At 73.9% G+C, this 26,982-nt stretch carries 27 protein-coding genes and 1 pseudogene; 12 read left to right on the top strand and 16 right to left on the bottom strand.

Going from position 1 to position 26,982, the window contains the following annotated elements; genetic code table 11:
* Window positions 1–43: 43 nt before the first annotated feature.
* A complete protein-coding gene (locus SLP03_RS06015; RefSeq protein ID WP_413644449.1) occupies window positions 44–478 on the bottom strand; it encodes a hypothetical protein in 435 nt (144 codons plus the stop codon).
* Between SLP03_RS06015 and SLP03_RS06010 the strand changes: the two genes are divergently transcribed.
* Together SLP03_RS06010 and SLP03_RS06005 are read left to right on the top strand one after the other, a co-directional pair.
* A complete protein-coding gene (locus tag SLP03_RS06010) occupies window positions 477–1,427 on the top strand; it encodes a diacylglycerol kinase family lipid kinase (protein ID WP_319459508.1) in 951 nt (316 codons plus the stop codon). The two genes, SLP03_RS06015 and SLP03_RS06010, sit on opposite strands and share 2 nt — an antisense overlap.
* A gap of 445 nt (window positions 1,428–1,872) precedes the next feature.
* Window positions 1,873–2,130: a WhiB family transcriptional regulator gene (locus SLP03_RS06005; RefSeq protein WP_089012725.1), complete on the top strand. Its 258-nt coding sequence runs from the start codon at window positions 1,873–1,875 to the stop codon at window positions 2,128–2,130.
* Window positions 2,131–2,226: 96 nt separating this feature from the next.
* On the opposite strand, the gene SLP03_RS06000 is transcribed toward SLP03_RS06005, so the two are convergent.
* Genes SLP03_RS06000 through SLP03_RS05985 form a run of 4 tightly spaced genes read right to left on the bottom strand, consistent with a single transcriptional unit; the run spans window position 2,227 to window position 5,610 of the window.
* The gene (locus tag SLP03_RS06000; protein ID WP_413644446.1) at window positions 2,227–3,003 is read right to left on the bottom strand and encodes a sirohydrochlorin chelatase; all 777 of its coding nucleotides are present in this window, start codon (window positions 3,001–3,003) and stop codon (window positions 2,227–2,229) included.
* On the bottom strand, window positions 2,985–3,746 hold the full coding sequence (locus tag SLP03_RS05995; protein WP_319459506.1) for a phosphoadenylyl-sulfate reductase: 762 nt from the start codon (window positions 3,744–3,746) through the stop codon (window positions 2,985–2,987). Before SLP03_RS05995 ends, SLP03_RS06000 begins: the two co-directional genes overlap by 19 nt.
* Window positions 3,743–3,901 carry a hypothetical protein gene (locus SLP03_RS05990; protein ID WP_319459505.1) on the bottom strand — a complete coding sequence of 53 codons (159 nt, stop codon included), beginning with the start codon at window positions 3,899–3,901 and terminating at the stop codon, window positions 3,743–3,745. Before SLP03_RS05990 ends, SLP03_RS05995 begins: the two co-directional genes overlap by 4 nt.
* Complete coding sequence (locus SLP03_RS05985; RefSeq protein ID WP_319459504.1) at window positions 3,898–5,610, bottom strand: nitrite/sulfite reductase; 1,713 nt, start codon at window positions 5,608–5,610, stop codon at window positions 3,898–3,900. The genes SLP03_RS05990 and SLP03_RS05985 overlap by 4 nt, the downstream gene beginning before the upstream one ends.
* Before the next feature lie 469 nt (window positions 5,611–6,079).
* Here SLP03_RS05985 and SLP03_RS05980 point away from each other — a divergent pair, with 469 nt between their 5' ends.
* Window positions 6,080–7,615, top strand: coding sequence for a glycosyltransferase family 39 protein (locus SLP03_RS05980; RefSeq protein WP_319459541.1), 1,536 nt, complete (start codon window positions 6,080–6,082; stop codon window positions 7,613–7,615).
* 54 nt (window positions 7,616–7,669) lie between these two features.
* On the opposite strand, the gene SLP03_RS05975 is transcribed toward SLP03_RS05980, so the two are convergent.
* Both SLP03_RS05975 and SLP03_RS05970 read right to left on the bottom strand, forming a co-directional pair.
* The gene (locus SLP03_RS05975; protein ID WP_319459503.1) at window positions 7,670–9,217 is read right to left on the bottom strand and encodes a sensor histidine kinase; all 1,548 of its coding nucleotides are present in this window, start codon (window positions 9,215–9,217) and stop codon (window positions 7,670–7,672) included.
* 25 nt (window positions 9,218–9,242) lie between these two features.
* On the bottom strand, window positions 9,243–10,274 hold the full coding sequence (locus tag SLP03_RS05970) for an SIS domain-containing protein (protein ID WP_319459540.1): 1,032 nt from the start codon (window positions 10,272–10,274) through the stop codon (window positions 9,243–9,245).
* A gap of 184 nt (window positions 10,275–10,458) precedes the next feature.
* Here SLP03_RS05970 and SLP03_RS05965 point away from each other — a divergent pair, with 184 nt between their 5' ends.
* The gene (locus SLP03_RS05965) at window positions 10,459–12,291 is read left to right on the top strand and encodes a tetratricopeptide repeat protein (RefSeq protein WP_319459502.1); all 1,833 of its coding nucleotides are present in this window, start codon (window positions 10,459–10,461) and stop codon (window positions 12,289–12,291) included.
* 84 nt (window positions 12,292–12,375) lie between these two features.
* On the opposite strand, the gene SLP03_RS05960 is transcribed toward SLP03_RS05965, so the two are convergent.
* Window positions 12,376–13,962, bottom strand: coding sequence for an MDR family MFS transporter (locus SLP03_RS05960; RefSeq protein WP_319459501.1), 1,587 nt, complete (start codon window positions 13,960–13,962; stop codon window positions 12,376–12,378).
* Between the two features lie 111 nt (window positions 13,963–14,073).
* On the opposite strand from SLP03_RS05960, the gene SLP03_RS05955 reads away from it, so the two are divergent.
* Window positions 14,074–14,646, top strand: coding sequence for a helix-turn-helix domain-containing protein (locus SLP03_RS05955; protein ID WP_319459500.1), 573 nt, complete (start codon window positions 14,074–14,076; stop codon window positions 14,644–14,646).
* Between the two features lie 99 nt (window positions 14,647–14,745).
* Here the strand turns inward: SLP03_RS05955 and SLP03_RS05950 are convergent, their stop codons facing one another.
* A complete protein-coding gene (locus tag SLP03_RS05950; protein ID WP_319459499.1) occupies window positions 14,746–15,255 on the bottom strand; it encodes a GNAT family N-acetyltransferase in 510 nt (169 codons plus the stop codon).
* A complete protein-coding gene (locus tag SLP03_RS05945) occupies window positions 15,252–15,467 on the bottom strand; it encodes a biotin/lipoyl-binding carrier protein (protein ID WP_319459498.1) in 216 nt (71 codons plus the stop codon). Before SLP03_RS05945 ends, SLP03_RS05950 begins: the two co-directional genes overlap by 4 nt.
* A gap of 214 nt (window positions 15,468–15,681) precedes the next feature.
* Between SLP03_RS05945 and SLP03_RS31525 the strand changes: the two genes are divergently transcribed.
* Entirely contained in the window at window positions 15,682–15,780 is a 99-nt protein-coding gene (locus tag SLP03_RS31525; protein ID WP_413644441.1) for a 50S ribosomal protein bL37, read from the top strand.
* Window positions 15,781–15,900: 120 nt separating this feature from the next.
* Here SLP03_RS31525 and rsrA read toward each other — a convergent pair whose 3' ends face one another.
* From rsrA to SLP03_RS05920, 5 genes are all read right to left on the bottom strand, one after another.
* Window positions 15,901–16,188 (bottom strand): mycothiol system anti-sigma-R factor, encoded by a 288-nt coding sequence (rsrA, locus tag SLP03_RS05940; protein WP_319459497.1) that lies wholly within the window; start codon window positions 16,186–16,188, stop codon window positions 15,901–15,903.
* Window positions 16,189–16,190: 2 nt separating this feature from the next.
* Window positions 16,191–17,006: a sigma-70 family RNA polymerase sigma factor gene (locus SLP03_RS05935; protein WP_319459496.1), complete on the bottom strand. Its 816-nt coding sequence runs from the start codon at window positions 17,004–17,006 to the stop codon at window positions 16,191–16,193.
* Window positions 17,007–17,328: 322 nt separating this feature from the next.
* The gene (locus SLP03_RS05930) at window positions 17,329–17,943 is read right to left on the bottom strand and encodes an alpha/beta family hydrolase (RefSeq protein ID WP_319459495.1); all 615 of its coding nucleotides are present in this window, start codon (window positions 17,941–17,943) and stop codon (window positions 17,329–17,331) included.
* 126 nt (window positions 17,944–18,069) lie between these two features.
* Window positions 18,070–18,462, bottom strand: coding sequence for a WhiB family transcriptional regulator (locus tag SLP03_RS05925; RefSeq protein WP_319459494.1), 393 nt, complete (start codon window positions 18,460–18,462; stop codon window positions 18,070–18,072).
* Between the two features lie 208 nt (window positions 18,463–18,670).
* Window positions 18,671–19,381: an SOS response-associated peptidase gene (locus SLP03_RS05920; protein ID WP_319459493.1), complete on the bottom strand. Its 711-nt coding sequence runs from the start codon at window positions 19,379–19,381 to the stop codon at window positions 18,671–18,673.
* A 102-nt stretch (window positions 19,382–19,483) separates the two neighbouring features.
* Between SLP03_RS05920 and aroA the strand changes: the two genes are divergently transcribed.
* From aroA to SLP03_RS05900, 4 genes and pseudogenes are all read left to right on the top strand, one after another.
* A complete protein-coding gene (gene aroA, locus SLP03_RS05915) occupies window positions 19,484–20,785 on the top strand; it encodes a 3-phosphoshikimate 1-carboxyvinyltransferase (RefSeq protein ID WP_319459492.1) in 1,302 nt (433 codons plus the stop codon).
* A gap of 207 nt (window positions 20,786–20,992) precedes the next feature.
* On the top strand, window positions 20,993–21,913 hold the full coding sequence (rsgA, locus tag SLP03_RS05910) for a ribosome small subunit-dependent GTPase A (protein WP_413644461.1): 921 nt from the start codon (window positions 20,993–20,995) through the stop codon (window positions 21,911–21,913).
* Between the two features lie 28 nt (window positions 21,914–21,941).
* Window positions 21,942–22,751, top strand: a complete 810-nt coding sequence (gene hisN, locus SLP03_RS05905; protein WP_319459491.1) for a histidinol-phosphatase — start codon at window positions 21,942–21,944, stop codon at window positions 22,749–22,751.
* A 60-nt stretch (window positions 22,752–22,811) separates the two neighbouring features.
* Window positions 22,812–23,770, top strand: a pseudogene (locus SLP03_RS05900) (hypothetical protein).
* Here the strand turns inward: SLP03_RS05900 and SLP03_RS05895 are convergent.
* Window positions 23,725–24,927: a glycosyltransferase gene (locus tag SLP03_RS05895; protein WP_319459490.1), complete on the bottom strand. Its 1,203-nt coding sequence runs from the start codon at window positions 24,925–24,927 to the stop codon at window positions 23,725–23,727. The pseudogene SLP03_RS05900 and the gene SLP03_RS05895 sit on opposite strands and share 46 nt — an antisense overlap.
* Before the next feature lie 248 nt (window positions 24,928–25,175).
* On the opposite strand from SLP03_RS05895, the gene SLP03_RS05890 reads away from it, so the two are divergent.
* Window positions 25,176–26,174 carry an SDR family oxidoreductase gene (locus SLP03_RS05890; RefSeq protein ID WP_319459489.1) on the top strand — a complete coding sequence of 333 codons (999 nt, stop codon included), beginning with the start codon at window positions 25,176–25,178 and terminating at the stop codon, window positions 26,172–26,174.
* Between the two features lie 59 nt (window positions 26,175–26,233).
* Window positions 26,234–26,965, top strand: a complete 732-nt coding sequence (locus tag SLP03_RS05885; RefSeq protein ID WP_319459488.1) for an ATP-binding protein — start codon at window positions 26,234–26,236, stop codon at window positions 26,963–26,965.
* Window positions 26,966–26,982: the final 17 nt, after the last annotated feature.

Genomic DNA, 26,982 nt, shown 5'->3' with positions numbered 1-26,982 from the left:
GGCGCAGCCGCGTGCACACAGCGTCGCGCGAACGGCCGGCGGATCACTCGAAGCCGAGCGCCCGGTTGGTCGGCGGGCTGACCAGCAGGCCGGTGACGCCCAGGCCCAGGACCATCAGCGGCAGGCCGAGCCAGCCCAGCCCGCCCTGGGTCATGTACCAGCCGATCGGCAACAGCATCAGCTGAAGCACGATGGCCGGGGCCCGGGCGCCGGTCCTGCGGCGGGCCAACGCGCCGCCGAGGGCCCAGAGCGCCGCCGCGCCGACGAGCGCGAACGCCGTGACCAGCAGCGCCGAGGTGAGGTCGGTCGTGGTGGCGGTGAGGTCGGACCAGATCAGCCAGACCGCGACCAGGCCGAGCGCCACCGCCTCGGCGCGCAGCAGGCGTACCGCCCAACGGAGTGTGTCGGGAATCGGGTCGGAGTCGAGGGTCACGCGCGACACGATACCCGTGAGTAGTCGCGGTACAGTGCCGCCCATGCGGGCCGTCCTGGTGGTCAATCCGAAGGCCACCACCACCAGCGAACGCAGCCGAGACGTCCTGGTCCGGGCGTTGCGCAGCGAAGTCGACCTGTCGGTGCGGTACACCCGCCGACGGGGCCACGCCATGGACCTGGCCCGGGAGGCCGCCGAGGAGGGCGTCGACCTGGTGGTCACGCTGGGTGGTGACGGCACGGTCAACGAGGTGGTGAACGGCCTGATGGCGGCCGAGCCGCCGACGTTCCGGACCGGCGACACGCCGGCGGAACGGCTGCCCGCCCTGGCCACCGTCCCCGGCGGCTCGACGAACGTCTTCGCCCGGGCGCTGGGGCTGCCCCGGGAATGGCCGGACGGGACCAGCATGATCCTGGAGGGGCTGCGCCTGGGCCGCGCCCGGACGATCGGACTGGGCCGGGCGGACGACCGGTACTTCACCTTCTGCGCGGGCTTCGGCGTCGACGCCGCGGTGATCCATCGGGTCGAGCAGGCCCGCCGGAAGGGCCGGGTCTCCACGCCCGCGCTCTACCTGCGGTCGACCGTCGGCCAGTACTTCTTCGCCTCGAACCGGCGGCATCCCGCGATCAGCCTGGAACGCCCGGGCGAGCAGGCCGAGGGCGAACTGGCGACGGTCATCATCCAGAACACCGCGCCGTGGACGTACCTGGGCGAGCGCGAGATCAACCCGAACCCGGAGGCCTCGTTCGACCTCGGCCTGGACGTGCTGGCGATGCGTCAGCTCCGGGTCGCCAGTACGGCACGAACGGTGACCCAGTCCTTCTCCCGGAATCCCGATCCGCGCGGTCGTCAGGTGCTGCGACTGCACGACGTGCCGGAGTTCACCCTGCTCTCGGCCCGCCCACAGGCTTTTCAGCTCGACGGGGACTACGTCGGTGAGCGGGAGAAAATCAGATTCACCTCCGTTCCGGCCGCACTGAGAGTAATCTGCTAGGTCTCGGGTACTCCCGTCGGTTGACGCGGTCACCCATCGCAGCCCACGCGGTGGCCGCCACACCGAAGGGCAGGTGCCGGAAATGTCAGCAATGTCACGTGGACTGTACTATATTGATCCTCGACTGTGGTACGGCGGGTAGCCAGAGCGCTCTGGAACCCGGACAAAAGGGTCGTGAGCTTGCTCACCGCGTGGAGTTTTTCCAAGCGTCACCCTTGACATCGCGACAGTTCGTGAAAGTATTCACAAGCGAACTTGTGTTACCGGGACATTGCCTGGATATGCTCGGCAGGTTGAGCTGTTCCAGCAGGTCCAGGGACCCGCAGCCTGCTCACGCAGAGCCGAATTGATGAATGCTGAACGTCACCAATCGGCATTGCGGATGCATATAGGAAAAGCACGAAGCGATATCTGCCACCCATCCAGAATGAGGAGTGTTGCCGCCATGGACTGGCGTCACCATGCTGTCTGCCGCGACGAGGACCCGGAGCTGTTCTTCCCAATCGGGACGTCCGGTCCGGCTCTCCTGCAGGTCGAGCAGGCCAAGGCCGTCTGCCGGCGCTGCTCCGTGACCGACGAGTGCCTGAAGTGGGCGCTCGAGTCCGGTCAGGATGCCGGCGTCTGGGGCGGGATGAGCGAAGAGGAGCGCCGTGCGGTCAAGCGCCGCGGCGGTCTCCGGGTGCTGCGCGCTCACTCCGCCTGATCACACCACACAGCTGTACGCCCCGGCAGGGTCACCTGCCGGGGCGTTGTGCTGTCCGGGAGCCGCTGCCGGGAACGTGGGCAGCGCCGTCGGAGATCAGTGCGGCTGCGTGGCGTCGACGCGGCGGAGGACCAGGTCGGCGAGGTCGGGGGCGTCCGTGAGCGGGGCGGCCACCGCCGTCGCACCAGCGTCCCGGGCCGCCTCCCGCACCGCGTCGTGAAACACGCCGGGAGCCAGGAAGTAGGCGGCCACCGCGACCCGAAGTGCGCCCGCCGCGCGCAGCTTCGCCACCGCGACGCCGGCCGGCGGAGGCGCCGCCGAGGCGTACGACACCCTGCAGGGGACGCCCAGCTCCGCGCCGAGCGCCGCCGCGACCCGCCCCACCGAACCGCGGGCCCGGAAGTCCCGGGTCCCCGCCGCCGCCAGTACCAGGGCGTCCACGGGCCCGGGTTCCGCCTCGACCAGCCGCCGGCGCAGCCCGGCCAGGAGCCCGCCGTCCACCACCCCGTCGGCTGGTCCCAGCACGTCGGTGATCCGGACGTCCAGCGGGGTCCCCGACTCCCGCGCGGCGGCGACCGCCGCCGGGATGTCGACCTTCCGGTGGTACGCGGCGGTCAGCAGCAACGGCACCAGCACCGCCCGGGGATGTCCCGCGGCGGCGAGATCGCGCAGCACGCCGGCCGGCCCGGGCTCGGTGTGGTCCAGCCAGCTCGACAGCACCGTGCTACCGGGACGGGCCGCTTCGACGGCCCGGGCCAGCGCGCGGGTCGCCTCGGCGGCGCGGGGATCGCGGCTGCCGTGCGCGACCAGGACCACCGGGGCCGCCCCGACCACCGCCCCGGCGCCCGTCGAGGTCACATGTGCAGGCCGCACTCGGTCTTCTCGAACATGGCCCACCGGCCCGCCCGGGGGTCCTCCCCCGCCTTCGTCCGGCGGGTGCAGGGCCAGCAGCCGATCGAGCCGTAGCCGCGGCTGAGCAACTCGTTGACCGGAATGTCGTACCGGGAGATGTAGGCGTCCACGTCGCGCTGGGTCCAGGTCGCGATCGGGTTCACCTTGACCTTGCCGCGCCTGGCGTCGAAGGTGACCACCGGCGTGTTGGCCCGGGTCGGCGACTCGTCCCGGCGCAGCCCCGCCGCCCAGGCGTCGTAGCCGGTCAGGGCCCGCTCCAGCGGCTCGACCTTGCGCAGCTGGCAGCATTCGTCCGGGGACTTGCTGAACAGCCGGGGGCCGTACTGACCGTCCTGCTGCCCCACCGTCATCCGGGGGCGGATCGAGCGGACGTTCACCGGCAACCGCCGGGCCACCTCGTCGCGGACCCGCAGCGTCTCCGGGAAGTGCAGCCCGGTGTCCAGGAAGACCACGTCCACCCCGGGCGCGACCCGGGAGACCAGGTGCGCCAGCACCCCGTCCGCCATGGAGCTGGTGACGCAGAACCGGTCGCCGAAGGTCTCGGCGGCCCAGCGGGCGATCTCCAGCGCGGGGGCGCCCTCCAGCTCCCGGCCGGCCGTCTCGGCCAGCGCGCGCAGCTCCTCGGCGTCACGTCGCTGCGGGTCGGCCGGTGTCGGGCCACCGAGGCCGACCAGGCCCAGGTTGGTGGCGGAAACCAGGTTCATCGGGCCACCGCCCTACTGAGCAGGCCGGTGAACTTCACGGTGAAGACCCGCGCGCAGGCGTGGCACTCCCAGGCGCCGTGCCCGGCCTCGCTCGGCCGCAGGTCCTCCTCACCGCAGTACGGGCAGTACAGCGGTGCGGATCGAACGTCACTCATCGCAACTCCTCCTCGTCGACCCTGATCACCCAGTTGGCGAACGTCTCGCCCTCGATCCGGCCGGCCAGGTAGCGGCGGGCCAGTCGCTCCACGTACTCCGGAAGTTCCTCGGCGGTGGTCTTCAGGCCGCGCAGCTTGCGGCCGAAGCCGGCGGTCTGCCCCTGCGCCATGCCCAGCCCGCCGCCGAGGTGTACCTGGAAGCCCTCCACCTGGCGGCCGTCCGGACCGACCACCAGCTGGCCCTTCAGGCCGATGTCGGCCACCTGGGTCCGGGCGCAGGCGTTCGGGCAGCCGTTGAGGTGGATGGAGATGTCCGCGTCGAAGTCGCGCAGCCGCTCCTCCAGCCGGGCCACCAGTTCCTCACCACGCGCCTTCGTCTCGACGATGGCGAGCTTGCAGAACTCGATGCCGGTGCAGGCCATGGTGCCGCGCCGCCAGGCCGATGGCCGGGCCACCAGGCCGATCCGGCGCAGCGCCGCGACCAGGGACTCCGTCCGCTCCGGCGCCACGTCGAGGACCAGCAGCTTCTGGTACGGAGTGAGCCGCACCCGGTCGCTGCCGTGCGCCTCGACCACGTCGGCCAGCTCGGCGAGCTGCCCGCCGGAGACCCGACCCACCACGGGGGCCGCCCCGACGTAGTTGCGCCCGTCGCGCTGCCGCTGCACGCCGATGTGGTCGATCGACTTGCTCGGCAGCTCCGGCGCCGGGCCGTCGAGCAGCGTACGGCCCAGGTATTCCTTCTCCAGCACCTCGCGGAACTTCTCCACGCCCCAGTCGGCGACCAGGAACTTCAGCCGGGCCCGGTTGCGTAGCCGGCGGTAGCCGTAGTCGCGGAAGATGCCGACCACGCCGGCCCAGACGTCCGGCACCTCGGCCAGCGGCACCCAGACGCCGAGCCGCTTGGCCAACATCGGGTTGGTGGAGAGGCCGCCGCCGACCCAGACGTCGAACCCCGGGCCGTGCTCGGGGTGGTCGACGCCGAGGAACGCGATGTCGTTCGCCTCGTACGGAGTGTCGACCAGCCAGGAGATCGAGGTCTTGAACTTGCGCGGCAGGTTGGAGAACTGCTTGTCGCCGACGTACCGGCTCACGATCTCGTCGATCGCCGGGGTCGGGTCGAGCAGCTCGGCCTCGGCCACCCCGGCGACCGGGCTGCCGAGCACGATGCGCGGGCAGTCACCGCACGCCTCGGTGGTCTGCAGGCCGACCGCCTCCAGCCGGCGCCAGATCTCCGGCATGTCCTCGACCCGGATCCAGTGGAACTGGATGTTCTGCCGGTCGGTGATGTCGGCGGTGTCCCGGGCGAACTCCCGGGAGATGTCGGCGATGACCCGGAGCTGGGCCAGGTTGAGCTGGCCGCCGTCGACCCGGACCCGGAGCATGAAGAACTCGTCCTCCAGCTCGTGCGGCTCCAGCACGGCGGTACGCCCGCCGTCGATGCCGGCCTTGCGCTGGGTGTAGAGCCCCCACCAGCGGAACCGGCCCCGCAGGTCCTGCGGATCGATCGAGGCGAAGCCCTGGTGGGCGTAGATGTTCTCGATCCGGGCCCGGACGTTCAGCGGATCGTCGTCCTTCTTGATCCGCTCGTTGGCGTTGAGCGGCTCGCGGTGTCCGAGCGCCCACTGCCCCTCCCCGCGCGGCCGGCGGGGGGCCCGGGCGGCGGGGGTCGCCAGGGTCTCGGGCCGGGTCGGGGTGCTGCTGACCGCCATCGCGGCGTCCTCCGTTGTCTGCTGTGCCTGAACGCGGACGCGGCGGCCGGCCCTGAGAAGGGCCTTGGACGGCGATGTCTTCGACGGCCGGCGCGGAACGCGCCCGAGACGGATGGGTCGGGCGTCGTCAGTTGGCCGGACAGATCGCGCTGCGCACACGGCCGTAGTCGACGTGGCGACGGACCACGAAGCGGCGGACGACAGCGGCGGTCATGGGGCCAATGCTCCCACACCCCCGGATGACCGGCCAATGACCGCGTGTGCGATCCCACATCACGGGCCGGCCCGGACCGGGCCGCGCCCGGGCCCGCTCTCGCGCCGTGCTCCAGCATGATCACGCTCGATCCCGGAAACAGTGGCCTCCGCCGGGCGGCGAGGGCACTACATCCAGGATCGAGCGTGATCTTCGGGCCTCCTCGGGTCGGCACTGCGGCGGGGTGGCGTGTGGCAGGCTCGACCCGTGGGCAGAATGTCCGGAAGGCGACGGTTGACGCAGGCCCGGCGTCCCGGGCCGGTCGAGGCCGACCCGGTCGAGGCCGGCTCCGCCGGGGCGGGGCCGGCGTGGACGGGGCCGGTCTGGGTCGGACCGACGGTGCTCACGCTGGCCGTCGCCGTCACCGGAGTGAGCCGGGCGCAGCTCTGGCGGGACGAGCTCGCGACCTGGAGCGCGGCGACCCGGCCGGTCGGCGACCTGGTCCGGCTGGCCGGCACCATCGACGCCGCCACCGGGCCGTACTACCTGCTCATGCACGGCTGGATCGCGCTGTTCGGGGACTCGACGACCGCGCTGCGACTGCCATCGGTGCTGGCCATGGCGGCCGCCGCCGGGCTGACCGCCCGGCTCGGCGAGCGGCTGGTCGACGCCCGCGTCGGGCTGCTGGCGGGTCTGCTCTTCGCCGTCCTCCCCGGCACCTCCCGGTACGCCCAGGAGGCGCGCCCGTACGCGCTGGCCACGGTCCTCGCCGTGCTCGCCACCCTGCTGCTCGTCGAGGCGCTACGCCGACCGTCGTGGGCCCGCTGGGCGGGTTACGCCGCCGCCGTCGCCGGGCTGGGCCTGACCCACCTGATCGCGCTCACCCTGCTCGCCGCGCACGCGGTGGCGGTGCTGCTGGTCCAGTGGCGCACCCCGGCGGCCGCCGGGCGGGGCGGCGAGCGGCGGGCGGGTCGCCATGTCCTGTGGCGGTGGCTGGTGGCGTTGCTGCCGGCCGTACTGCTGGTCAGCCCGCTGGTGCTGGCGGCCCGCGGGCAGCGGTCCCGGCAGCTCGACTGGGTGGACCCGGCCCGGCTGGCCGACCTGGCGGCGCTGCCCGGCGGGGTCGCGCAGAGCGGCGCGGTGGGCGGGCTGCTGCTCGGTCTCGCCGCGCTGGGCGCCGGACGGCTCGGCCGGCGGGCGCTGCTGCCCGCCGCCTGCGTGCTGCTGCCGGTGCTGCTGGTCTTCGCGGCGGGGCTGGTCGTACCGCTCTGGGTGCCGCGCTACCTGGTCTTCACCGTGCCGTTCGGCTGCCTGCTGGCCGGCGCGGCGCTGGCCGGCGTACGGCTGGCGCCGGCGCTCGCCGTGGTGGCGCTGGCCGGCCTGCTCGGCCTGCCCGACCAGGCGGGACTGCGCCACACCCACGAGTGGCCGCGCAGCGCCCCCGTCGACTACCGGGGCGCGGCCCGGGTGATCGCCGACCACGAACAGCCCGGCGACGTGATCGTCTTCTCCCCCCGGGACAGTTGGCTCTTCCTCGACCTCGGCACCGCGTACCACCTCGGGTCGCGGCAGCCCCGCGACGTGCTGGTGGTACGCGACCAGCGGCAGCGCGCGGACCTCTGGGCCAACGAGTGCGACCGGCCGGCGGAGTGCCTGGCCGGCGCGCGCCGGGTCTGGCTGGTGGTCGCCGGGCGACGGAGCGACCCGGTGGCCGCCGTGCCGGGGGCGAAAGGTGCGGCGCTGCGGGACGGCTTCACCGTCCGCCAGGTCTGGCCCCGCCCCGGCCTGACCGTCACCCTGCTCACCCGCTGACCCGCGCCACCCCACCCCCGGCGCGCGGCGCGGCGGCGCGGGCACGCGGCGGGGTCAGGGGGTGAGGCGGTCGGCGGAGCCGCGGGCGAGGGGAACCACCAGCACCGCCTCGGTGCCGCCGGTGGCGCCGTTGCGTAGTTCGATGGTGCCGCGGAGTTCCCCGGTCACCAGCGCCCGGACGATCTGCAGGCCGAGCCGGCCGCCGCGTTCGGCGTCGAACTGCTCGGGCAGGCCGCGCCCGTTGTCGGCGACCGAGACGTGCAGTTGTTTGCGGAACCGGTGCGCGGACACCACCACCTCGGGCTTCCCGTCCCCCTCGGTAACGGCCGCGCCTTCCTCCCCGGCGGGCGGGAAGCCGTGCTCGACGGCGTTGAGCAGCAGCTCGTTGAGGACCATCACCAGCGAGGTGGCGATCTCGGCCGGCAGCACGCCGAAGCTGCCCTTGCGGCGCATGCCGACGGTCACCTCGGTCGCGGCGACCTCGGTGGCCGCGCTGGCCACCCGGTCGACGATCCCGTCGAACTCGACCGCCTCGTCGCTGGACATGGAGAGCGTCTCGTGCACCAGGGCGATCGAGGCGACCCGGCGGACCGACTCCTCCAGGGCGACCCGGGCCTCGGGCATGGACACCCGGCGGGCCTGCAGGCGCAGCAGCGCGGCCACGGTCTGGAGGTTGTTCTTCACCCGGTGGTGGATCTCCCGGATGGTGGCGTCCTTGGTGATCAGGGCGCGGTCCCGGCGGCGTACCTCGGTGATGTCGCGGACCAGCACCAGCGCGCCGATCGGCACTCCGGCCGGCATCAGCGGCAGCGCCCGGGTGAGCATGGTGGCGCCCCGGGCGTCGATCTCCCGCCGGGGTGGGGCATCCCCGCGCAGCGCGGCCAGGATGGCGTTCGCCGCGTCGGTGCCCTCCAGCGGGTCGCCGGCCAGCCGGCGGTGCAGCTTGGCGAGGTCCTCCCCCACCAGGTGGGAGGCGTAGCCCAGCCGCCGGTAGGCGGACTGCGCGTTCGGGCTGGCGTAGGTGACCTTGCCGTTGGCGTCCAGCCGGACGAGGCCGTCGCCGACCCGGGGCGCCGAGGTGGTCTCGCCGGGATGCCGGGGCGGCGGGAACGTGCCGTCGGCGATCATCTGGGCCAGGTCGTCGGCGGTGGTGAGGTAGTTCAGTTCGAGCTGGCTGGGCGTCCGGGCGGTGGAGAGGTTGGTGTCCCGGCCGACCACGGCGACGACCTCGCCGGCCTCGCCGTCGGCGGTACGCAGCCGGACCGGGATCGCCTCGTGCCGGGCGGGCACGTCGCCGTACCAGACGGGGTCGCCCTCCCGCCAGATCCGGCCCTGCCGGTGGGCGACCTCCAGGTGCGCCACCTCCGGCCCGCCGACGATCCGTCCCACCTGGTCGTCCAGGTACGCGGTGGGGGCGGTCGTCGGGCGGACCTGGGCGACGCAGAGGAAGGTCCCGTCGCCGTCCACCGGCACCCAGAGCAGCAGGTCGGCGAAGGAGAGGTCGGACAGCAGCTGCCAGTCCCCCGCGATCCGGTGCAGGTGGTCGATGTCGGCCGGGCGGAGCCGGGTGTGCTCGTCGGCGAGGTCGCGCAGCGTGGACACGAGACACAGCGTGCCACGCCGGAGGTCACATCGTCGCGGTGACCTTCTTCAGCCCGCGCGGGGCGTCGGGGTCCTCGCCCCGGGCCAGCGCCAGGGCCAGCGCGAGCCGCTGCAACGGGAGGATGTCCAGCAGCGGGGCGTACCGCTCGTCGACCTCGGGGACGGCCATCCGGGTGGCCCCCTCGACGTCGGCGGAGCCGACCACCACCACGTCGGCGCGGCGCTCGCCGAGCCGGGGCAGCACCTCTCCCATGGACCGGCCGCCGGGGCCGGAGCCGACCACGGCGAGCACCGGGACGTCCGGGTCGGTCATGGCGAGCGGGCCGTGCAGCAGGTCGGCTCCGGAGAAGGCGAGCGCCGGCAGGTACGAGGTCTCCATGAGTTTCAGCGCCGCCTCCCGCGCGGTCGGGTACGCGTATCCCCGGCCGGTGGTGACGAGCTGGGCGGCGAACCGGTAGCGCGGGGCGAGCTGGGCGGGGGTCGGGTCGGCGAGGGTGCGCTCGGCCAGTTCGGGCAGGGCGGCGAGGGCGGCCCGTTCCTCGGCCGGCAGCGCCCCGTCGCCGGCGCGTACGCCCTCGACGAGCAGCAGCAGCGCGAGCAGTTCGGCGGTGTACGTCTTGGTGGCGGCGACGGCCCGCTCGTGCCCGGCGGCGATGTCGACGGCGAGCTCGGCGGCCTCCACCAGCGGGGAGTCGGGCGCGTTGGTGACGGCGAGGGTGAGCGCGCCGGAGGCCCGGGCGACCCGGAGCACCTCGGCCAGGTCGGGCGAGCCACCGCTCTGGCTGACCCCGATGACCAGAGCGTCGGAGAGGTCGGGCCGGGCGCCGTAGACGGTGATCGCGCTCGGGGAGGCGAGGCCGGCGGGGACGCCGAGGCGGATCTCGGTCAGGTAGGCCGCGTAGAGGGCGGCGTGGTCGGAGGTGCCGCGGGCGGTGAAGACCACGTGCCGGGGCCTGCGCTCGGCGATCACCGCCGCCACCCGGGCGATCGCCCCGGTGTGCTCGGCGGAGAGCAACCGGTCGTAGCCGGCCGGCTGTTCATCGATGTCGGCGGCCATGCCGGCGCCTGGACGGGTCACGGAGAACTCCCCTCTGCGCGATCGACGCGCGATCGGTGCTCAGTCTTGCATCTTTGCGCCCATACGGGCAACGCAACGAACAGCAATGCGCAGTGGATCACCAAATCGACGCACCATCCCCTAGGCTTGCCCGACTGGCGAACCGACTCACCGAGAGGACGACGTGCCCGAGGGAACGGACGACTCCGCGCTCTCCGCGGAGGAGGAGCTCGCGCTCGCCCGGCTGGCGCTGGACGACGGGGACCTCCAGCACGCCGCCGACCACGTCGCCGCCGCCCTCGTCCGGGCCCCCACCCTGCCCGAGGTGCACGAGACCCTGGCCCGGGTCGCCGCGGCCAGCGGCGGCGACCTGGATCTCTTCCCGCTGGGGCCCCACGCATTCGTCGGCGCGGTGGTGGCCCGCGCGCACCTGCTCGCCGCCGCCGGGCGACCGGCCGAAGGACTCGACCTGCTGGCCGCGGCCACCGACTACGCGCCCGGCGCCGACTGGGCCGGCGTGCCCTGGGTGACCGCCCCCGAGCTGCCCGAACGGCTCGACCCCGAGCGGGCCGCCCGGATCCTCCTGCAGATCTGCGCGGCGGTGCCCGACCCGGTGCCCCGCCGCCTCCGCGACCCCCTCCGGCCGTACCTCACCCTGGCCCGCAACGCGGTCGCCGTGCACCCCGGGCACGCGCTGCTACTGGGCGCGGCGTCCGCGCTGGCCCGGCGGATCGGCGAGGTCGCTCTCGCCGTCACCTGGGCTTCCCGGGGGGTACGCGCGGAGTCGACCAAACTCGGCGAGGTCTGGCTCGGGTACGCGTACCGCAGCGCCGGCCGGAGCCGGGACGCCCTCGCCGCGCTCGGCCGCGCCGTCGACCACGACCCCGACGACCTCGCGGTCTACGCCGACATCGCCGGCACGCTCGCCGACACCGGCCGGCTCGACGAGGCCCTCGACTGGATCGACCGGGCCCTCGAGCGCGACCCCACCTTCGACTGCGCCGTGCACACAGCGCACCGGCTGCGCTTCCACCGCGACGGGGACGTGGCGCACCTGGTGGCCCTCGCGGACTTCGTCCGGGACCATCCCGACGACACCCACGAGCACAGCGACCTCGCCGAGTGCTGTCGCAGTCGCCCCTGGCTGGGGCAGGTCACCCCGGCCGGCGGGCCGATGCTGGACGCACTGCGGCAGGCCCTCACCCCCGAGGGCGCCGCCCGGGTCGCCGTACGGCTGGACGCGCTGGAGCCGCCGAGCGCGATGCGTACCGTCGCGGCGGCCGTGCCCGGACTGGACGTCGAGGTCGCCGAGGTGGCCGACCCGGACCCGCGCGAGCCCCGCCGCGCCACCACCTGCCAGCTCTGGCGGTACGACGGCACCACCGCCGCGCCCACCCTGCCGGTCCCGTCGGCCGAGGCGGCGGCGCGGATCCGGCAGCTCGCCCACCCGGCGTGGCCGCACCCGCCGGCCGCGTACGACGCCGCGGTCGGGCTGGCCACCCTGGAGCTGACCGACCTGCTCGGCCTGCTCGTGCATCCGCCCGAGGCGCCGCCGACCGCGCTGGGCCGGGTGCTCGCGGGGCAGGACCCCTCGCTCTGGGTCCGCTGCGTCCAGGTCTGGGCCTGCCTCGGCCTGCTGCACCACCGCACCGACGAACCGTGGGCGGAGTCCACCCGGCGGCGGGTGCTGCTGGAGCTGGTCTGGGGTATTGAGGACTGGATCACCGAGGCGGCGTTGTTCGCCCTGGTCACCGCCGCCTGGGTCGACCCCGCGGTACGCCCCGACGTGGCCCGGGCGGTGGCCGAACGCCTCGAGGACGTCGCGGCCGTGTCCCGCGAACGCCGGGTGCCGATCGCCATCTCCGTGGCTCACCTGGCGCTGGCCGCCCCGGCTCTGGACGAGGCGACGACCGCCCTGGCCCGCGAGTTGATCTCCGACCCGGCCGGCGAGACACGCCGCCCCGGGGCTCTGCGCCGCCTCTGGCGTCGCCTCACCGCCCTCTTCCGCCGCCCCTGACCCTCCACGCCACCCACGATCCCTGGAAATGCGGCGCGGCCACGCCGTACCCCGAGGTGGGTCGGCGTGGCCGCGTAGCGTGCGTCAGGCGACCGGGGCCTTGCCGAGGGCGACCTCGGCCAGCTCGTCCGGCGTGGCGTCCGCTGGCGGGGCGTCGTTGGACGAGCGCAGCGGGACCTCCTTGATGAACCAGGCGAGCACCGGCACTGCAATCGTGAAGACGACCGCCCAGAAGAAGACGTGCGAGATGGCGTCAGAGAGGCCGCCGAGCACCAGCTCGCGCACCTGCGCCGGCAGCTCCTTGAGCTTCTCCAGGTCCATCCGGCCGCCCTCGCCGCCACCGCTGAACGCGCCGCCGGCCGCGGAGTCGGCGAGCCGGTTGGCGAAGATCGCGCCGAAGAGCGAGATGCCGAACGAACCGCCGATCGACCGGAAGAAGGTGGCCGCGCCGCTCGCCGCGCCGAGGTCCTTCTGTTCGACGCTGTTCTGCGCGATCAGCATCGAGGTCTGCATGAGGAAGCCCATGCCGACGCCGAGGACGATCATGTAGAGCGACGACTCGGCCTTGCCGGTGTGCACGTCGAGCCGGGTCAGCAGCGCCAGGCCGACGGTCATCACCACGCCGCCGAGGATCGGGAAGATCCGGTACCGGCCGGTCTTGGTGATCGCCCGGCCGACGACCAGCGAGACGACGAGCATGCCGAACATCAGCGGGAGCAGCAGCAGGCCGCTGTTGGTGGCCGAGGCGCCCTGCACGGTCTGCTGGTAGAGCGGCAGGAAGTTCATCGCGCCGAACATCGCGAAGCCGAGCAGGAAGCCGATCACCGAGATGACGGCGAAGTTGCGGTTGGCGAAGAGCCGCAGCGGCAGGATCGGCTCGGCGGCGCGGCGCTCGACGAGGCCGAAGACGACCAGGGCGACCAGGGCGAGAACGGCGAGGCCGAGGATCTGCGGCGAGGTCCAGTCGTACTGGTTGCCGCCCCAGGTGGTGACCAGCACGATCGAGGTGATGCCGACGGAGAGCAGCGCGGCGCCCAGCCAGTCGATCTTGTGCTCGGTGCGGTACTTCGGCAGGTGCATGGTGGTGGCGAGGACCAGCAGCGCGATGCCGCCCAGCGGCAGGTTCACGTAGAACGCCCAGCGCCAGGAGAGGTTGTCGGTGATGAAGCCGCCGACCAGCGGGCCGGCCACCATGGCGATGGCCATGATGCCGGCGATCATGCCCTGGTAGCGGCCCCGCTCGCGGGGCGGCACCAGGTCACCGATGATCGCCATCACGCCGACCATCAGGCCACCCGCACCGAGGCCCTGGACGGCGCGGAAGGCGATCAGCTCGATCATGCCGTTGTCGACGCCGCCGAGCAGGCCGGAGCCGGACATGCCGCAGAGGGCCGAGCCGATCAGGAAGATCACCACGGAGGTGAGGAAGACGGCCTTGCGTCCGTACAGGTCGCCGAGCTTGCCCCAGATCGGGGTGGAGACCGTGGTGCCGAGCACGTACGCGGTGACCACCCAGGTGAAGTGGTCGACGCCGCCGAACTCGCCGACGATCCTCGGCAGCGCGGTGCTGACGATCATGTTGTCGAGCATCGCCAGCATCATCGCGATCATGAGGCCGAAGAGCACGACCCGGATGTTGGGTCTCGCCGTCGCCTGTGTTTCCTGAGTCATGGGTAAGCTCCCCCGGAGATCTGTCGCACTTACTTGCCGCCCGGCTAGTCACCTTACTAGCCGCACGGTAAGTTGGACAGCAGGAACCGTCAAGTGAGTTGGGTGGTACAGGTGAGGGAGAGCACAGGCGGCACGCGGGAACGCATCCAGGCCGTCGCGCTGGAGCTCTTCACCGAGCAGGGGTACGAGAAGACCTCGCTGCGGGAGATCGCGGAACGGCTGAACGTCACCAAGGCCGCGCTCTACTACCACTTCAAGAGCAAGGACGAGATCGTCAACAGCTTCGTCGAGGACCGGCTGCGCCGGATGGACGAGCTGATCGACTGGGCCCGGTCGCAACCGGCCACCATGGCCACCCGCCGGGCGCTGATCACCCGGTACGCCGACGCCATGTTCGACAGCGAGCAGCCGTCGGTGATGCGCTTCTTCGAGCAGAACCAGACCGTGCTGAAGAGCCTCGCCGCCGGGATGCAGATGCGGGAGCGGATGCTGGGCCTCGCCGACCAGCTCTGCCGGGGCGACGACTCGCCCGCCGCGCAGCTCCGCGCCGCCCTCACCCTGTTCGCCGTGCACAGCAGCTGGTTCGCGGTACGCGCCCGGCACATCACCGACGAGGAGCGAAAGAAGATCGCTCTCGAGGTCGCCGACGAGCTGCTGTCGAAGATCGCCGAGGGCGCCGGTTGACCGAGCCCGGTCACCGGGGTCGGCCCACGCGGCCGGCCGGGCCGGCGTGACCGGCCCTGCGCGGGCTCCCGCCGGCCGGGAAGCGTCGGTCAGGCCGGGTCAGCTCCGGATCAGGTCGAGCCGGAGGCCGAGCAGCTCGACCCCGGGCAGCGGGGACCAGTCCTTCTCCGGCACCCGGACGAAGCCCAGTCGCTCGTAGAGCCGGTGCGCCGGGACGGCCATGCCGCTGCGTACGCAGATCACCACCGCCGAGCAGCCCAGCTCGGTCGCCCGGGCCACGCAGGCGCGGGCCAGCGCCGCCCCGGCGCCACGGCCCTGCGCGGCCGGGTCGACGGCCAGCATCCGGAACTCCGCCTCGCCCGGGCCGGAGAGCTCGGCGTACGGGGTGCCGGCCAGCACGAACGTCACCGCGCCGAGCACCTCGCCGGTGGACCCGTCGACGGCGACCAGCACCTCGCCGGTCGCCGCCCGGGTGGCCACGTCGGCGAGCACCACGGCGTACCCGTTCTCGCCCTTGAGCTGCCCGTCGGCCTCGTAGGCGGCGACCGTCAGCCGGGCCACCGCCGGGTGGTCGGCCGGGTCGGCCCGACGGACGGTGAGGCCGGTCAACCGATCACCGCGATCAGGTCACCGTCCTGCACGACGTCGCCCTCGTTGACGGCCATCTGGGTGACGACGCCGTCCGACTCGGCGATCACCGGGATCTCCATCTTCATCGACTCCAGGATCACCAGCGTGTCCCCCTCGGACACGGTGTCCCCGGCCGACGCGACGACCTTCCAGACGTTCGCCACCATCTCGGCGCGGATCTCCTCGGCCATGTGACGGCCCTCCCTCTCCACCGGTGTGCCTGCGAACGGTATCCAATCATGACCCGGGTCACCGCCGGGCGCGGAGCGGCCACCACGCCGCTTTTGCCCCCGCCGAACCACGGGCGACGCCACCCGCACTAGCATCAGCTCCGTCGGTCTCCGGACGCCCGGAGGACCGGAGGACCGGTACGCGACCTCCGCCGCGCTCGCCCGCGGTCGGACCGTGACCAGCACAAGGAGGCACAGTATGGCGAAGAAGTCCCGCAAGAAGAAGGCCCGGAAGAAGAACGCCGCGAACCACGGCAAGCGCCCCAACTCCTGATCGTCGGCGGGCGCGCCCGCCTCGAGGATCAGCAGCTCCCCCGGCCCCGGGCCGGGACAGACCGGTGGCCCGGGTCGAATCGACCCGGGCCACCGGTGTTGTCAGGTCAGTGCGGCGTGCTCAGTCCGCCAGCTCGCGGGACTCGGTGCCCTCGAAGACCACCAGCTCGGTGAGGCGAACCCGCAGCCGCTCGCGCAGCTGATCGGGCGCGGTCTCGTTGCCGCAGCACCGCGCGACCAGCGCCTTCACCTCCTGCTCGATGCCGTACTCGCGCAGGCAGGGCCCGCACTCGTCGAGGTGGTGGCGGATCAGCATCCGGCGCTCGTCCGCGCACTCCAGATCCAGGTAGAGGTAGACCTCCGCGAGCACCTCGCGGCAGTCCGTCTCGTGCGGCTCTCCACAGCTCACGGTCACACCTCCCGGCCGGCGGCGGCGGTCGAGCCCTTCGACGACGACGGCGCGGCGCTGAAGCCCCGCTCCGCGGCGTACTGCTCGAGCAGCTTGCGCAGATTACGTCGACCGCGGTGCAGCCGGGACATCACCGTGCCGATGGGCGTGCTCATGATGTCGGCGACCTCCTTGTAGGAGAAGCCCTCGACATCGGTGAGGTAGACCGCCATGCGGAACTCCTCCGGCAGCTGCTGGAGGGCCTCCTTGACGTCGCTGTCCGGCAGGCGGTCCAGCGCCTCGGTCTCCGCCGAGCGCAGCCCGCTGGAGGTGTGCGACTCGGCCTCGGCCAGCTGCCAGTCGGTGATCTCCTCGGTGGGCGCCTGCACGGGCTGGCGCTGCCGCTTGCGGTAGGAGTTGATGTAGGTGTTGGTCAGGATCCGGTAGAGCCAGGCCTTGAGGTTCGTGCCCTGCTCGAACTGGTGGAAGGCCGAGTACGCCTTCAGGTACGTCTCCTGGACCAGGTCCTCGGCATCCGCCGGGTTCCGCGTCATCCGCAGCCCGGCAGCGTAGAGCTGATTGACGAAAGGCATCGCGTCCCGCTCGAAGCGGGCCCTGCGCTCGTCCGTCTTCTCGGTGGTCAACCGCACATCCCCTCGCGTCGGATGCTTCCTCGCCGAGGATACGCGTACGGACCTGCCCGCAGATTCACTTCCGGCCGGTGTGCTGGTGCTCACCGCGGCCGACGCTTCAGCGGGCCACTCCGGCGCGTCCAACAGCCGCCTGAGCTGCTGCGCGTCCCGTTCGTCCCGCTCCCGGCTCCGTGTCTCGGTCGGCACCGGTCACCCCCCTCGGCTGGAAATGTCATCCAGGGGTAGTAACCGCGCCACGGGTCGACACATTCCGTCACCCCCGCCATTCCTGGTCCCGGCCCCGGCCGCGACCGACGCTGGGACCAGGAAGGGCCTGGGAGGATGGCGCCGGTCGCCCGAACCGGACGCCCGACACCACCCGATCAACGACGTGCGGGGGCTGCCGGTCACGCCGGGCGGCGGGTCCGACCGGGACGAAGCGGGCAAGACCCCCGCTCGACCACTGAGGCGATGCCCGGCCGCGCGCCCGGAGACCACGGCGTCCCGGTACGCCCGATCTTCCGGTCGGTCAGTCCACCCAGCCCCGGGTACGCAGCCAACGCAGCACCTCGCCGGCCGCGCCGGCCGGGTCGCGGCGCAGGTCGTGACGCTCGCCGGGGCGCAGCACCACGTCCACCCCGGGCGCCGGGTCGGGCGCCCCGAAGGGGTCCCGGTCGCCGTTGACCACCAGGGTCGGCAGCCCGGTCGCCAGTTCCGCGGCCCGGGAGCGTTCCGGGCGGCCCGGCGGGTGCAGCGGGAACGCCCGCGCGACGATGCCGGCGGCGCCGACCGCCCCCGCCGTCCGGCAGGCGACCCGGGCCCCGCTGGAACGCCCGCCGACCACCCAGCGGGACACCCCCGGGTGGCGCTGCCGCAGCGCGGTCAGCACCGCCGTCCACGCCTCGTCGAGCTGGCCGGCCGGGGCCGGCGCCCGACGGCCGGCTACGCGGTAGGGCTGGGTCACCCGGGCCACCGCCAGCCCGGCGTCGACCGCCGCGTCCCGGACCGCGAGCAGGTCCGGCGCGTCGACCCCGCCGCCGGCGCCGTGCCCCAGCACGAGCAGGGTCGACGCCGGTCCGGTCGGCAGGTCGGTGTCGACCCGGGCCGGTCCACGCGGTGTCTCGATCTCGTCGCTGCGCCCCACCGACCCATTCTGCGTCCCGGGCCTGACCGGACAGCGGCCACCAGCTCCGCGTGGCGGATGCCGGAAACGCCGTCGCCGCCCGTCTCCCCGTCGGGGACCCGGGCGGCGACGGTCACCGCGGACCGGTCAGCTCAGTGGCACCAGGGTCAGCAGGCGGTCGCGGACCGGCGGACCGGCCTCGTCGACCGCGTCCGGATCCGGCTGCACCTCGCTGCGCCACGCGACGAGCATCGCCCGCCGCTCGCGGGGCGTCGTGCCGCCCCAGACGCCGTGGCAGTCCCCCACCTCCAGCGCCCAGGCCAGGCAGGAGCCCTGGACATCACAACTGCGGCAGAGCGCCACGGCCGCGTCGGCCGGTTCGTTGGGTGCCGGAAAGAACGTTTCCGGATCCACCCTCTGGCAGGTCCCTCTGGTCCGCCACGCATCGTCGTGTCGCCGCTCGCGCAACGCCCGCAGCAGTCGCGGATCTCGTCGTGCGGCGGCCACCTCGTGCGGGCGGGGCATACGTGCCCGTGTCAAATCCACCCACCTCCCCCGTGGGACCGGCAAGATCACAAAGATCGATGGAGGTCATCCGCCCCGTGCGAATCGACGCCCACCACCGGCGCTGTGTTCTATCGCACTTGCGGACACGGGGACAAGACTCTGCGGCAAAGATGACTGAAGGGCCGGGCGACGTTTCAGGCGAACCACGGCAAATCCGCACACGACAATGTGCCGACAGTGATCAGAACAGCGTCATTTCCGGGTCGGCCTCCTCGCGCCCCGGCGAGACCCGGACGGTCAGGCCGGGACCGTCGTTACGGACGTCGCCCACCGCCGAAGAGACCGGGCGGATCTCCAGCCCGGCGAGCCAGGCCGCCGACGGCGGGGCGAGCAGCGCGGCCGGTTCGTCGGTCGGCGTGAGCCAGGTCGCCCAGCGATCCCGGGGCAGCAGGAGCGGCATCCGGTCGTGCACCTCGGCCAGCTCGCCGACCGCCGCCGTGGTGAGCACGCTGAAGGTCAACAGTGGGCTTTCCGCCGCCTCCCAGACCGACCAGATGCCGGCCAGGGCGAGCACCGAGCCGTCCGTCGGCGTCATGAAGTAGGGCTGCCGGCGACCGCCGGGCCCACGGACCCACTCGTACCAGCCGTCGGCGGGAACCAGGCAGCGGCGGCGGGCGAAGGACGGGGCGTACGCCCGGCTGGCGGCGATCGTCTCGGCCCGGGCGTTGATCATGCGGGCCGCGCCGGTGGCGGTGCGGGACCAGTGCGGGATCAGGCCCCAGCGGCCGACGGAGAGCGCGCGGTGCCCCTCCGGGGCCAGCCGGACCAGCGGCACCGGGTCGGTCGGGGCCACGTTGAAGTCCGGGCCGACCGCGCCGCCGGTCTCGTCGTACGACTCGAACAGCCCGCTCAGGTCGCCCGCGCTCCGGGTCGTCGCGTACCTGCCGCACATGGCGCCCACGCTAACCCGCCGACGGCCTCCCGGCTGTCCCGCCAACCGGGAGTCCGCCCGACGGCCGGCTCCGCGGGCCGCGGGACTTGGCAGAATGTAGCCGTGGGGAATCCGACCGCGACCCGGCCGCCGCAGCCGTGGACCGCACCGACCGCCAGCGACCCGGTCGCCACGACGTTGCGCCTGCCCGGTTCCAAGTCGATGACCGCGCGGGCCCTGGTGCTCAGCGCGCTGGCCAGCGGCCCGTCGACGCTGGGCGGCCCGCTGCGGGCCCGGGACACCGAGCTGATGGCGGGCGGGCTGCGCGCCCTGGGCGCGCACATGGCGATCTCCGACGACGACCGCTGGCTGGTCCGGCCGCACCGGCTGGTCGGCCCGGCCCACGTCGACGTCGGCCTGGCCGGCACGGTCATGCGCTTCCTGCCGCCGGTGGCCGGCCTGGCCGAGGGGCGGGTCACCTTCGACGGCGACCCACAGGCCCGGGTCCGCCCGCTCGGCCCGCTGATCGGGGCGTTGCGCTCCCTCGGTGTACGCATCGACACGCCCGCCACCGGCAGCCTGCCGCTGGCGGTCCTCGGCGCCGGCCGGGTCACCGGCGGCGAGGTGGTCATCGACGCCTCCGCCTCCAGCCAGCTCGTCTCCGGGCTGCTGCTGGCCGGCCCGCGCTTCGACCGGGGCGTGGTGGTCCGGCACGAGGGCCCACCGGTCCCCTCCGCGCCGCACCTGCGGATGACCGTGCAGATGCTCCGAGCCGCCGGGGCGGCGGTCGACGACAGCGTCCCCGACGTCTGGACGGTCGAGCCGGGGCCGCTGGCCGGGCGCGGCTGGGAGATCGAGCCGGACCTCTCCGGCGCGGTGCCGTTCTTCGCCGCCGCGCTGGTCACCGGCGGTGAGGTGACCCTGCAGGGCTGGCCGCGCAGCAGCATGCAGCCGGTCGAGCAGCTCCGCGCGCTGCTGCACCGGATGGGCGGCGAGGTGACGCTGACCACCAGCGGGCTCACCGTCCGCGGCACCGGCGCCGTGCACGGCCTGGAGGCCGACCTCTCCGACGTCAGCGAGCTGACCCCGGCGCTGACCGCGCTGGCCATGCTCGCCGACTCGCCGTCCCGGCTGACCGGCGTCGGGCACATCCGCGGGCACGAGACCGACCGGATCGCCGCGCTGGCCCGGGAGTTCACCGCGCTGGGTGCGGACATCACCGAGTCGGACGACGGGTTGGAGATCCGCCCCCGCCCGCTGCGCGGCGGCACCTTCCGGACGTACGCGGACCATCGGATGGCGCACGCCGCCGCGGTGGCCGGGCTGGCCGTACCGGGCATCGAGGTGGACGACGTGGCGTGCACCTCGAAGACCATGCCCGAGTTCCCAGCGCTATGGTCAGCGATGGTGACCGGCAAGAGCTGACGCGACAGGGGGCACGTCCTGGCGACCAAACGGCGCGAGTACGACGAGGACGACGTCCGGGTCCGACCCGGGAAGCCCTCGCGCCCGCGTACGCGCACCCGCCCCCAGCACGCCGAGGCGGTCGACGGTTTCGTGATCGCCGTTGACCGGGGCCGCTACACCTGCGTACGACCGGACGCCAAGCCGGACGACCCGACCGTGACCGCGATGCGGGCCCGGGAGCTGGGGCGCAAGTCGGTGGTGGTGGGCGACCGGGTCTGGCTGGTCGGGGACACCTCCGGGGCACCCGGCGCGCTGGCCCGGATCGTCCGGATCGCCGAGCGCACCTCGGTGCTGCGGCGCACCGCCGAGGACGACGCGACCACCGCCGAGGGCCGGCTGGAGCGGGTCGTGGTGGCCAACGCCGACCAGTTGGTGATCGTCAGCGCGCTGGCCGACCCGCCGCCGCGCACCGGCTTCATCGACCGCTGCCTGGTGGCCGCCTACGACGCGGACATCGAGCCGCTGCTCTGCCTGACCAAGGCCGACCTGGCGGGGCCGGAGGCGGTGGTCGGCTACTACACCGAGCTGGAGCTGCCGTACGTGCTGATCCGGCCGGACTCGGACCTGGACGCCCTGCGCTCGCTGCTCGCCGGGCGCGTCTCGGTCATGGTGGGGCACTCCGGTGTCGGCAAGTCGACGCTGGTCAACCGACTGGTGCCGGCGGCCGGCCGGGCGGTGGGGGTGGTCAGCGCGATCGGCCGCGGCCGGCACACCTCGACCAGCGCGGTGGCGCTGCGGCTGCCGCCCGCACCCGGCGCCAAGGGCGACCCCGGCTGGATCGTCGACACCCCCGGGGTACGCAGCTTCGGGCTGGCGCACGTCTCCGCGGACAGCCTGTTGCACGGCTTCCCCGACCTGGTGGAGGGGACGGTCAACTGCCCGGCGAACTGCCAGCACACCGCCGAGGAGACGGACTGCGCGCTGGACGCCTGGGTGGCCGCCGGTAAGGCCGACCCGCGCCGGCTGGCGTCGTACCGCCGGCTGCTGGCCTCCCGCAGCGGCGAGGGTGACGCGCGCGAGCCCGACCACCGCGGGCCCGGCGAGGGTGACCGGCGCGGTCCGGACGCGCCGGCCGCCGGGTCCTGACCCGGCGGTCGCCGCTACCGTTTCGGGCATGACCGGGTACGCCGACGACCTCGCCCTCGCCCACCTGCTCGCCGACCGGGCCGACGCCATCTCGACGGCCCGGTTCCGCGCCCTCGACCTGCGGGTCGAGTCGAAGCCGGACCTGACCCCGGTCTCCGACGCGGACACCGCGGTCGAGCGGGAGATCCTCGCCCTGCTGGCCGCGCACCGGCCGGGCGACGGCCTGCTCGGCGAGGAGTACGGCGAGCAGCCGGCGGCCGGACCCGACGGGCGGCGCTGGGTGGTCGACCCGATCGACGGCACCAAGAACTTCGTCCGCGGGGTGCCCGTCTGGGCCACCCTGATCGCCCTGCTGGAGGGCGACCGCCCGGTCCTCGGCCTGGTCTCCGCCCCGGCGCTGGGCCGCCGTTGGTGGGCCGCGACGGGCGCGGGCGCGTACACCGGGCCGGACGCCGCCGCCGGCGTGCCGATCCGGGTCTCCGGGGTGAAGGACCTCGCCGACGCCAGCTTCTGCTACTCGTCGCTGACCGGCTGGGAGTCCGCCGGCCGGCTGGACGCGATCCTGCAGATCATGCGGGACACCTGGCGCAGCCGCGCCTACGGCGACTTCTACGGCTACATGCTGCTGGCCGAGGGGGCGCTGGACGTGATGGTGGAGCCGGAGCTCTCGCTGTGGGACGTCGCCGCGCTGGTGCCGATCGTCACCGAGGCCGGCGGCACCGTCACGGACCGGGCCGGCCGACCGGCGCCGGCCGGCGGGGAGAACAGCGCGATCGCCACCAACGGCCTGCTGCACGCCGACATCCTGGGCCGGCTTGGAAGGCCAGCTGCGCGCTGACCCGCCGGTTGCCTCTATCCTCGCCAGGTGGTGTCCTCCGGCTGGTGCTTCCTCGCGGCGATGATTGTCGCGTACGGCTTCGCCAACCTGCTCCAGTCCGTCGCCGCGGCGCGGACCACCGTGCACCACACCTTCGACCCGGGGCTGCTGCTGCGGCTGGCCAGCCACCGGACGTACCTGGTCGGGCTGCTCTGCCAGGTCGTCGGCTTCGTTCTGGCCTTCCTGGCCCGCCGGGACCTGCCGCTCTTCCTGGTGCAGGCCAGCGTGGCGGCCGGGCTGGGGGTGACCGCCATCATCGGTGTGCTGGTGCTCAAGTGGCGGCTGCCGGCCGCCGAGGTGGCGCTGCTGGCGCTGCTCTTCGGCGGGATCACCGCGCTGGTGCTGGCCGCCCAGCCGGCGCCCTCACGGCAGCTCGGGACGGCCGGTCTGATCGGCCTGACGGCGGCGCTCGGGGTGATCGCCGTGGCCGGCTTCTTCGCGGCCCGGCTGCACGGCGCACCCGGCTCGGTGGCGCTCGGCTCGCTGGCCGGCATGGCGTTCTCCGCCGCCGCGGTGGCCGCCCGCCCGCTGGCCTCGGCGGACTCGGCCGAGGCGTTCGTCCGGGACCCGCTGCTCTACCTGCTGATCGTCCACTCGGTGGTGGGGCAGTTGCTCCTCGGCCTGGCGATGCAGCGGGGCTCGACCACGGCGGCGGTGGCGGCGATGGATGCCGCCGGGGCGGTGCCCGCGGCGATCATCGGCCTGCTGCTGCTCAACGACCGGATCTGGCCGGGCCGGGAGTGGCTCGCCGGGGTCGGTTTCCTGATCACGCTGGCCTCGGTGGTCGGGCTGACCCGGTACGCCGAACCGCAGCACCACCACGCGGTCGCCCGCGAGCGGGAGCGCCTGATGATCCGCGCCGGCACCGCCGCCCGCCCGCGCCGCTGACCGCCCGGCCGGCCGGCCCCTGGTCGACCGGCCGGTGGGACCCGCGTCAGGCGGCCTCGACCGGCTTGCGGCGGCGGACCACCCGCTCGTAGAGCCGCTCCAGCGCGCCGGCCGTCCGCTCCCAGGTGTAGCTGCACCGGACCCGGTCGACCGCCGCGTGCCCGTACGCGAACCGCCCGGCGTTGTCGGCCAGCAGCCGGCGCAGGGTGACCCCGAGCGTGCGGACGTCCCCCGGCGGCACGAGCCTGCCGGTCACCTCGTCCACCACCGCGTCGGCGATGCCGCCCATCGCGTAGCCGACGACCGGCACGCCGCAGGCCATCGCCTCCAGCGACACCCGGCCGGCCGACGAGTAGTGCGGCGTGCAGGCGACCACGTCGGCGGAGCGGTACCAGGTGGCCATCTGGTCGTGCGGCACCGCGCCGACCAGCTTCACCTGGTCGGCCACCCCGGTCCGCTCGGCAAGCTCCCGCAGCCGCCGCGCCTCGGCATGGTCGGCCAGCTGCTCGGCGGGCGGCCCGCCGGCGATCACCAGCTCGGCGTCGCCGACCAGCCGCATCGCCCGGATCAGGTCGTCCTGGCCGTGTCCGGCCGAGAGCCCGCCGACGGAGAGGATCCGGGCCCGCTGGTCCCGGGGCGCCGCCTCGCCGTCGGGGTGGAACTGCCCGGTGTCGACCCCGGTCGGCACCATCGCCACCGAGGTGCGTTGCAGTCCCATCCGAGTCAGCTCGTCGACCTCGTCGTTGCACTGCGCGACCGCGATGTCCACCGCCCGGGTCAGGGCCCGCTCCAGCGGGATCCGCTCCCCCGGCCCGTCGTACTGCCGGCCGAGGTGTCGCAGCTGCTCCACGCCGAGCGAGTGGAAGGTCTGCACGACCGGGATGTCGGTCTCCCGCACCCCGTGGGCGGCAGCCAGCCCGCCCACCCAGTAGTGCCCGTGCACCACGTCCGGGACCCAGTCGCCGGACCACCGCTCGGCCAGCCAGCGGCCGTACTCGGCCACGTGCGGCACCAGTGCGGCGGTGGGCAGCGGGATGGGCGGGCCGACCGGCACCCGTTCCAGCCGGTAGCCGTCCACCTCGACGCACTCCGGCTGCCCCGCGGAGTCGCGGCGCTCGTAGACCCGTACGTCGTGGCCCCGGTCGGCGAGCTCGGCGGCGACCCGGGCGATGTGCTGGTGCGTGCCGACGGTCGGACCGTCGACCTGCCTGGACGGGCCGGCGTGCGCGCACACTAGGCCGACGCGCATGGTGCACCTCCATGCGATCTCACGAGCGGTGGGTCCTCCCCGGTCAGAGGGTCCCATTAACCCGACTCTGGTGAGCCGAAACCTGGCAGATCGGGACCGGACCGGCGGAGCGTCGTCGTCGGGACGCACCCTCACGGGACGCGACCTTCCGTCGACCAGGTGACAACTGCCCGCAACCGCCGGGGCACAACCGTGATCCGGCCGACTCCGCCCGCATGACCCAGCCGGAGCGGGGGTACCGGCGAAGAATGCCTCTCACCCGCAATCTCGACGACGCCACGGTCGTCATCACCGGCGCCTCCAGCGGCATCGGCGCGGCGACCGCCTACGCGCTGGCCCGCCGGGGAGCCGACGTGGTGCTCGCGGCCCGCAGCGAGGCGGCCCTCCAGCGGGTCGCCGAGCGCTGCCGGGAACTGGGTGGACGGGCGCTGGTCGTACCCACCGACGTGACCGACCCGGAGGCGGTCGAGCGGCTCGCCGCCCGGGCGGCGGCGGAGTTCGGCCGGGTCGACGGCTGGGTCAACAACGCCGCGGTCAGCGCGGTCGGCCTCTTCGACGAGATCCCGGTGGCGGAGTTCCGGCGGGTGGTGGCGGTGAACCTGCTCGGCACGGCGTACGGGACGAAGGCGGCGCTGCCGTGGCTGGGCGCGGCCGGCGGCGGGGTGCTGGTCAACAACGCCTCGGTGCTGGCCGAGGTGGCGATGCCCTACCAGTCGGCGTACAACGCGACCAAGCACGGCATCCGCGGGCTGGCCGACACGGTGCGGCAGGAGCTGCGGGTTACCGGCCGGGGCAACATCTCCATCTGCACGGTGCTGCCGGCCACCATCGACACCCCGCTCTTCCGGCACGCCGCGAACCACAGCGGCCACGAGCTGACCCCGCCGCCGCCGGTGTACCCGCCCGAGGTGGTCGCCGAGACGATCGTGCGGCTGCTGCGCCGGCCGCGCCGGGAGGCGTACGCCGGTGGCGCCGCGCGGCTGCTCGGCCTGCAGTGGCGACTGGCGCCGGCGCTGGCCGAGCGGGCGCTCGGCTGGTACACCCACCGGACCCAGTTCGGGCCGGGCGTACGCCTCGACAGCACCGGCAACGTCTTCCAGGCCGACGCCGAGGCCGAGCGCTCCGGCGGCTGGCACGGCCGGCGGCGGCAGCTGGTCCGGATGACCGCCGCCTTCGGGTTGGCGGCGGCCGGCACCGCGGTCGGCACGATGGCGGCGAGGACCCGACGATCACGGACGGACCGCTGATGAACCGCACCTACCGGTCGGATGCGCGGCCCGGACCTGGCATGCACAATGGGACGATCATGCCGACGGACGTGCGCTGCCTGGTGGAGACGGACGAATCGTCCGCGGTCGTCAGGCTGACCGGCGTGCTCGACCTGGCGGGCATCGACGCCGTCCGCGCCGCGTTGCTGGCCCGGCTCTGGGCCCGGCCCGGCCCGGTGATCGCCGACCTGTCCCGGCTCCGGGTGGCCGAGCCCGCCGCCCGCGCCGTCCTCGACGACGTGCGCCGGGTGGTGGCCGACTGGCCCGCCTCCGATCTGCTGATCCTCGATCCGGCGGGCGCCCGGGAGGGTGCCGGGCCACCGGTCCGGGCCACCCTGGACGAGGCGCAGGCCGATCTGGTCGGGGCGCCCCTGGCCGCGGTGCTGAACGCCGACCTGCCGGCGGCCGTGGACGCGGCCCGGGAGGCCCGGGCGCTGGTCATCGACGGCTGCGGCCGGTGGGGCGTGCCGGATCTGGCGGAGCCGGGCAGCATCGCGGTCACCGAGATGGTCAACAACGTGGTCGCTCACGCGCGGACCCCGATGACCGTCCGGGTGGCCCCTCGGGACAGCTCCCTGCATCTGGCCGTCCGGGACCACTCCCCCCGGCAGCCCGCGTTCGCCGGGCTGGCTCCGCTGACCTCGGCCGGGGGTCGGGGCCTGCTGCTGATCGACACGGTGGCCCGGCGGTGGGGCAGCACCCCGTTGCCGGACGGCAAGGTCGTGTGGTGCGTCCTGCATGCGGAGGACGAGGCGGCGTACCGGGGCTGACCGGGGCGCGGCCCGAC

Source organism: Micromonospora sp. RTP1Z1, assembly GCF_033804685.1.
In the GTDB taxonomy this organism is placed as follows: domain Bacteria; phylum Actinomycetota; class Actinomycetes; order Mycobacteriales; family Micromonosporaceae; genus Micromonospora.
The sequence above is the reverse complement of the archived record's forward strand: the minus strand, read 5'-3'. Positions and strand labels throughout refer to the sequence as shown.

What these genes read in the sequence shown, in the direction of transcription:
- SLP03_RS06010 (WP_319459508.1), top strand. Translation starts at nt 477, where the DNA reads ATGCGGGCCGTCCTGGTGGTCAATCCGAAGGCCACCACCACCAGCGAA.
- SLP03_RS06015 (WP_413644449.1), bottom strand. Translation starts at nt 478, where the DNA reads ATGGGCGGCACTGTACCGCGACTACTCACGGGTATCGTGTCGCGCGTG.
- SLP03_RS06005 (WP_089012725.1), top strand. Translation starts at nt 1,873, where the DNA reads ATGGACTGGCGTCACCATGCTGTCTGCCGCGACGAGGACCCGGAGCTG.
- SLP03_RS05995 (WP_319459506.1), bottom strand. Translation starts at nt 3,746, where the DNA reads ATGAACCTGGTTTCCGCCACCAACCTGGGCCTGGTCGGCCTCGGTGGC.
- SLP03_RS05990 (WP_319459505.1), bottom strand. Translation starts at nt 3,901, where the DNA reads ATGAGTGACGTTCGATCCGCACCGCTGTACTGCCCGTACTGCGGTGAG.
- SLP03_RS05985 (WP_319459504.1), bottom strand. Translation starts at nt 5,610, where the DNA reads ATGGCGGTCAGCAGCACCCCGACCCGGCCCGAGACCCTGGCGACCCCC.
- SLP03_RS05980 (WP_319459541.1), top strand. Translation starts at nt 6,080, where the DNA reads ATGTCCGGAAGGCGACGGTTGACGCAGGCCCGGCGTCCCGGGCCGGTC.
- SLP03_RS05970 (WP_319459540.1), bottom strand. Translation starts at nt 10,274, where the DNA reads ATGGCCGCCGACATCGATGAACAGCCGGCCGGCTACGACCGGTTGCTC.
- SLP03_RS05960 (WP_319459501.1), bottom strand. Translation starts at nt 13,962, where the DNA reads ATGACTCAGGAAACACAGGCGACGGCGAGACCCAACATCCGGGTCGTG.
- SLP03_RS05945 (WP_319459498.1), bottom strand. Translation starts at nt 15,467, where the DNA reads ATGGCCGAGGAGATCCGCGCCGAGATGGTGGCGAACGTCTGGAAGGTC.
- SLP03_RS05920 (WP_319459493.1), bottom strand. Translation starts at nt 19,381, where the DNA reads ATGTGCGGCAGGTACGCGACGACCCGGAGCGCGGGCGACCTGAGCGGG.
- rsgA (WP_413644461.1), top strand. Translation starts at nt 20,993, where the DNA reads ATGCGGGCCCGGGAGCTGGGGCGCAAGTCGGTGGTGGTGGGCGACCGG.
- hisN (WP_319459491.1), top strand. Translation starts at nt 21,942, where the DNA reads ATGACCGGGTACGCCGACGACCTCGCCCTCGCCCACCTGCTCGCCGAC.
- SLP03_RS05895 (WP_319459490.1), bottom strand. Translation starts at nt 24,927, where the DNA reads ATGCGCGTCGGCCTAGTGTGCGCGCACGCCGGCCCGTCCAGGCAGGTC.
- SLP03_RS05890 (WP_319459489.1), top strand. Translation starts at nt 25,176, where the DNA reads ATGCCTCTCACCCGCAATCTCGACGACGCCACGGTCGTCATCACCGGC.
- SLP03_RS05885 (WP_319459488.1), top strand. Translation starts at nt 26,234, where the DNA reads ATGCCGACGGACGTGCGCTGCCTGGTGGAGACGGACGAATCGTCCGCG.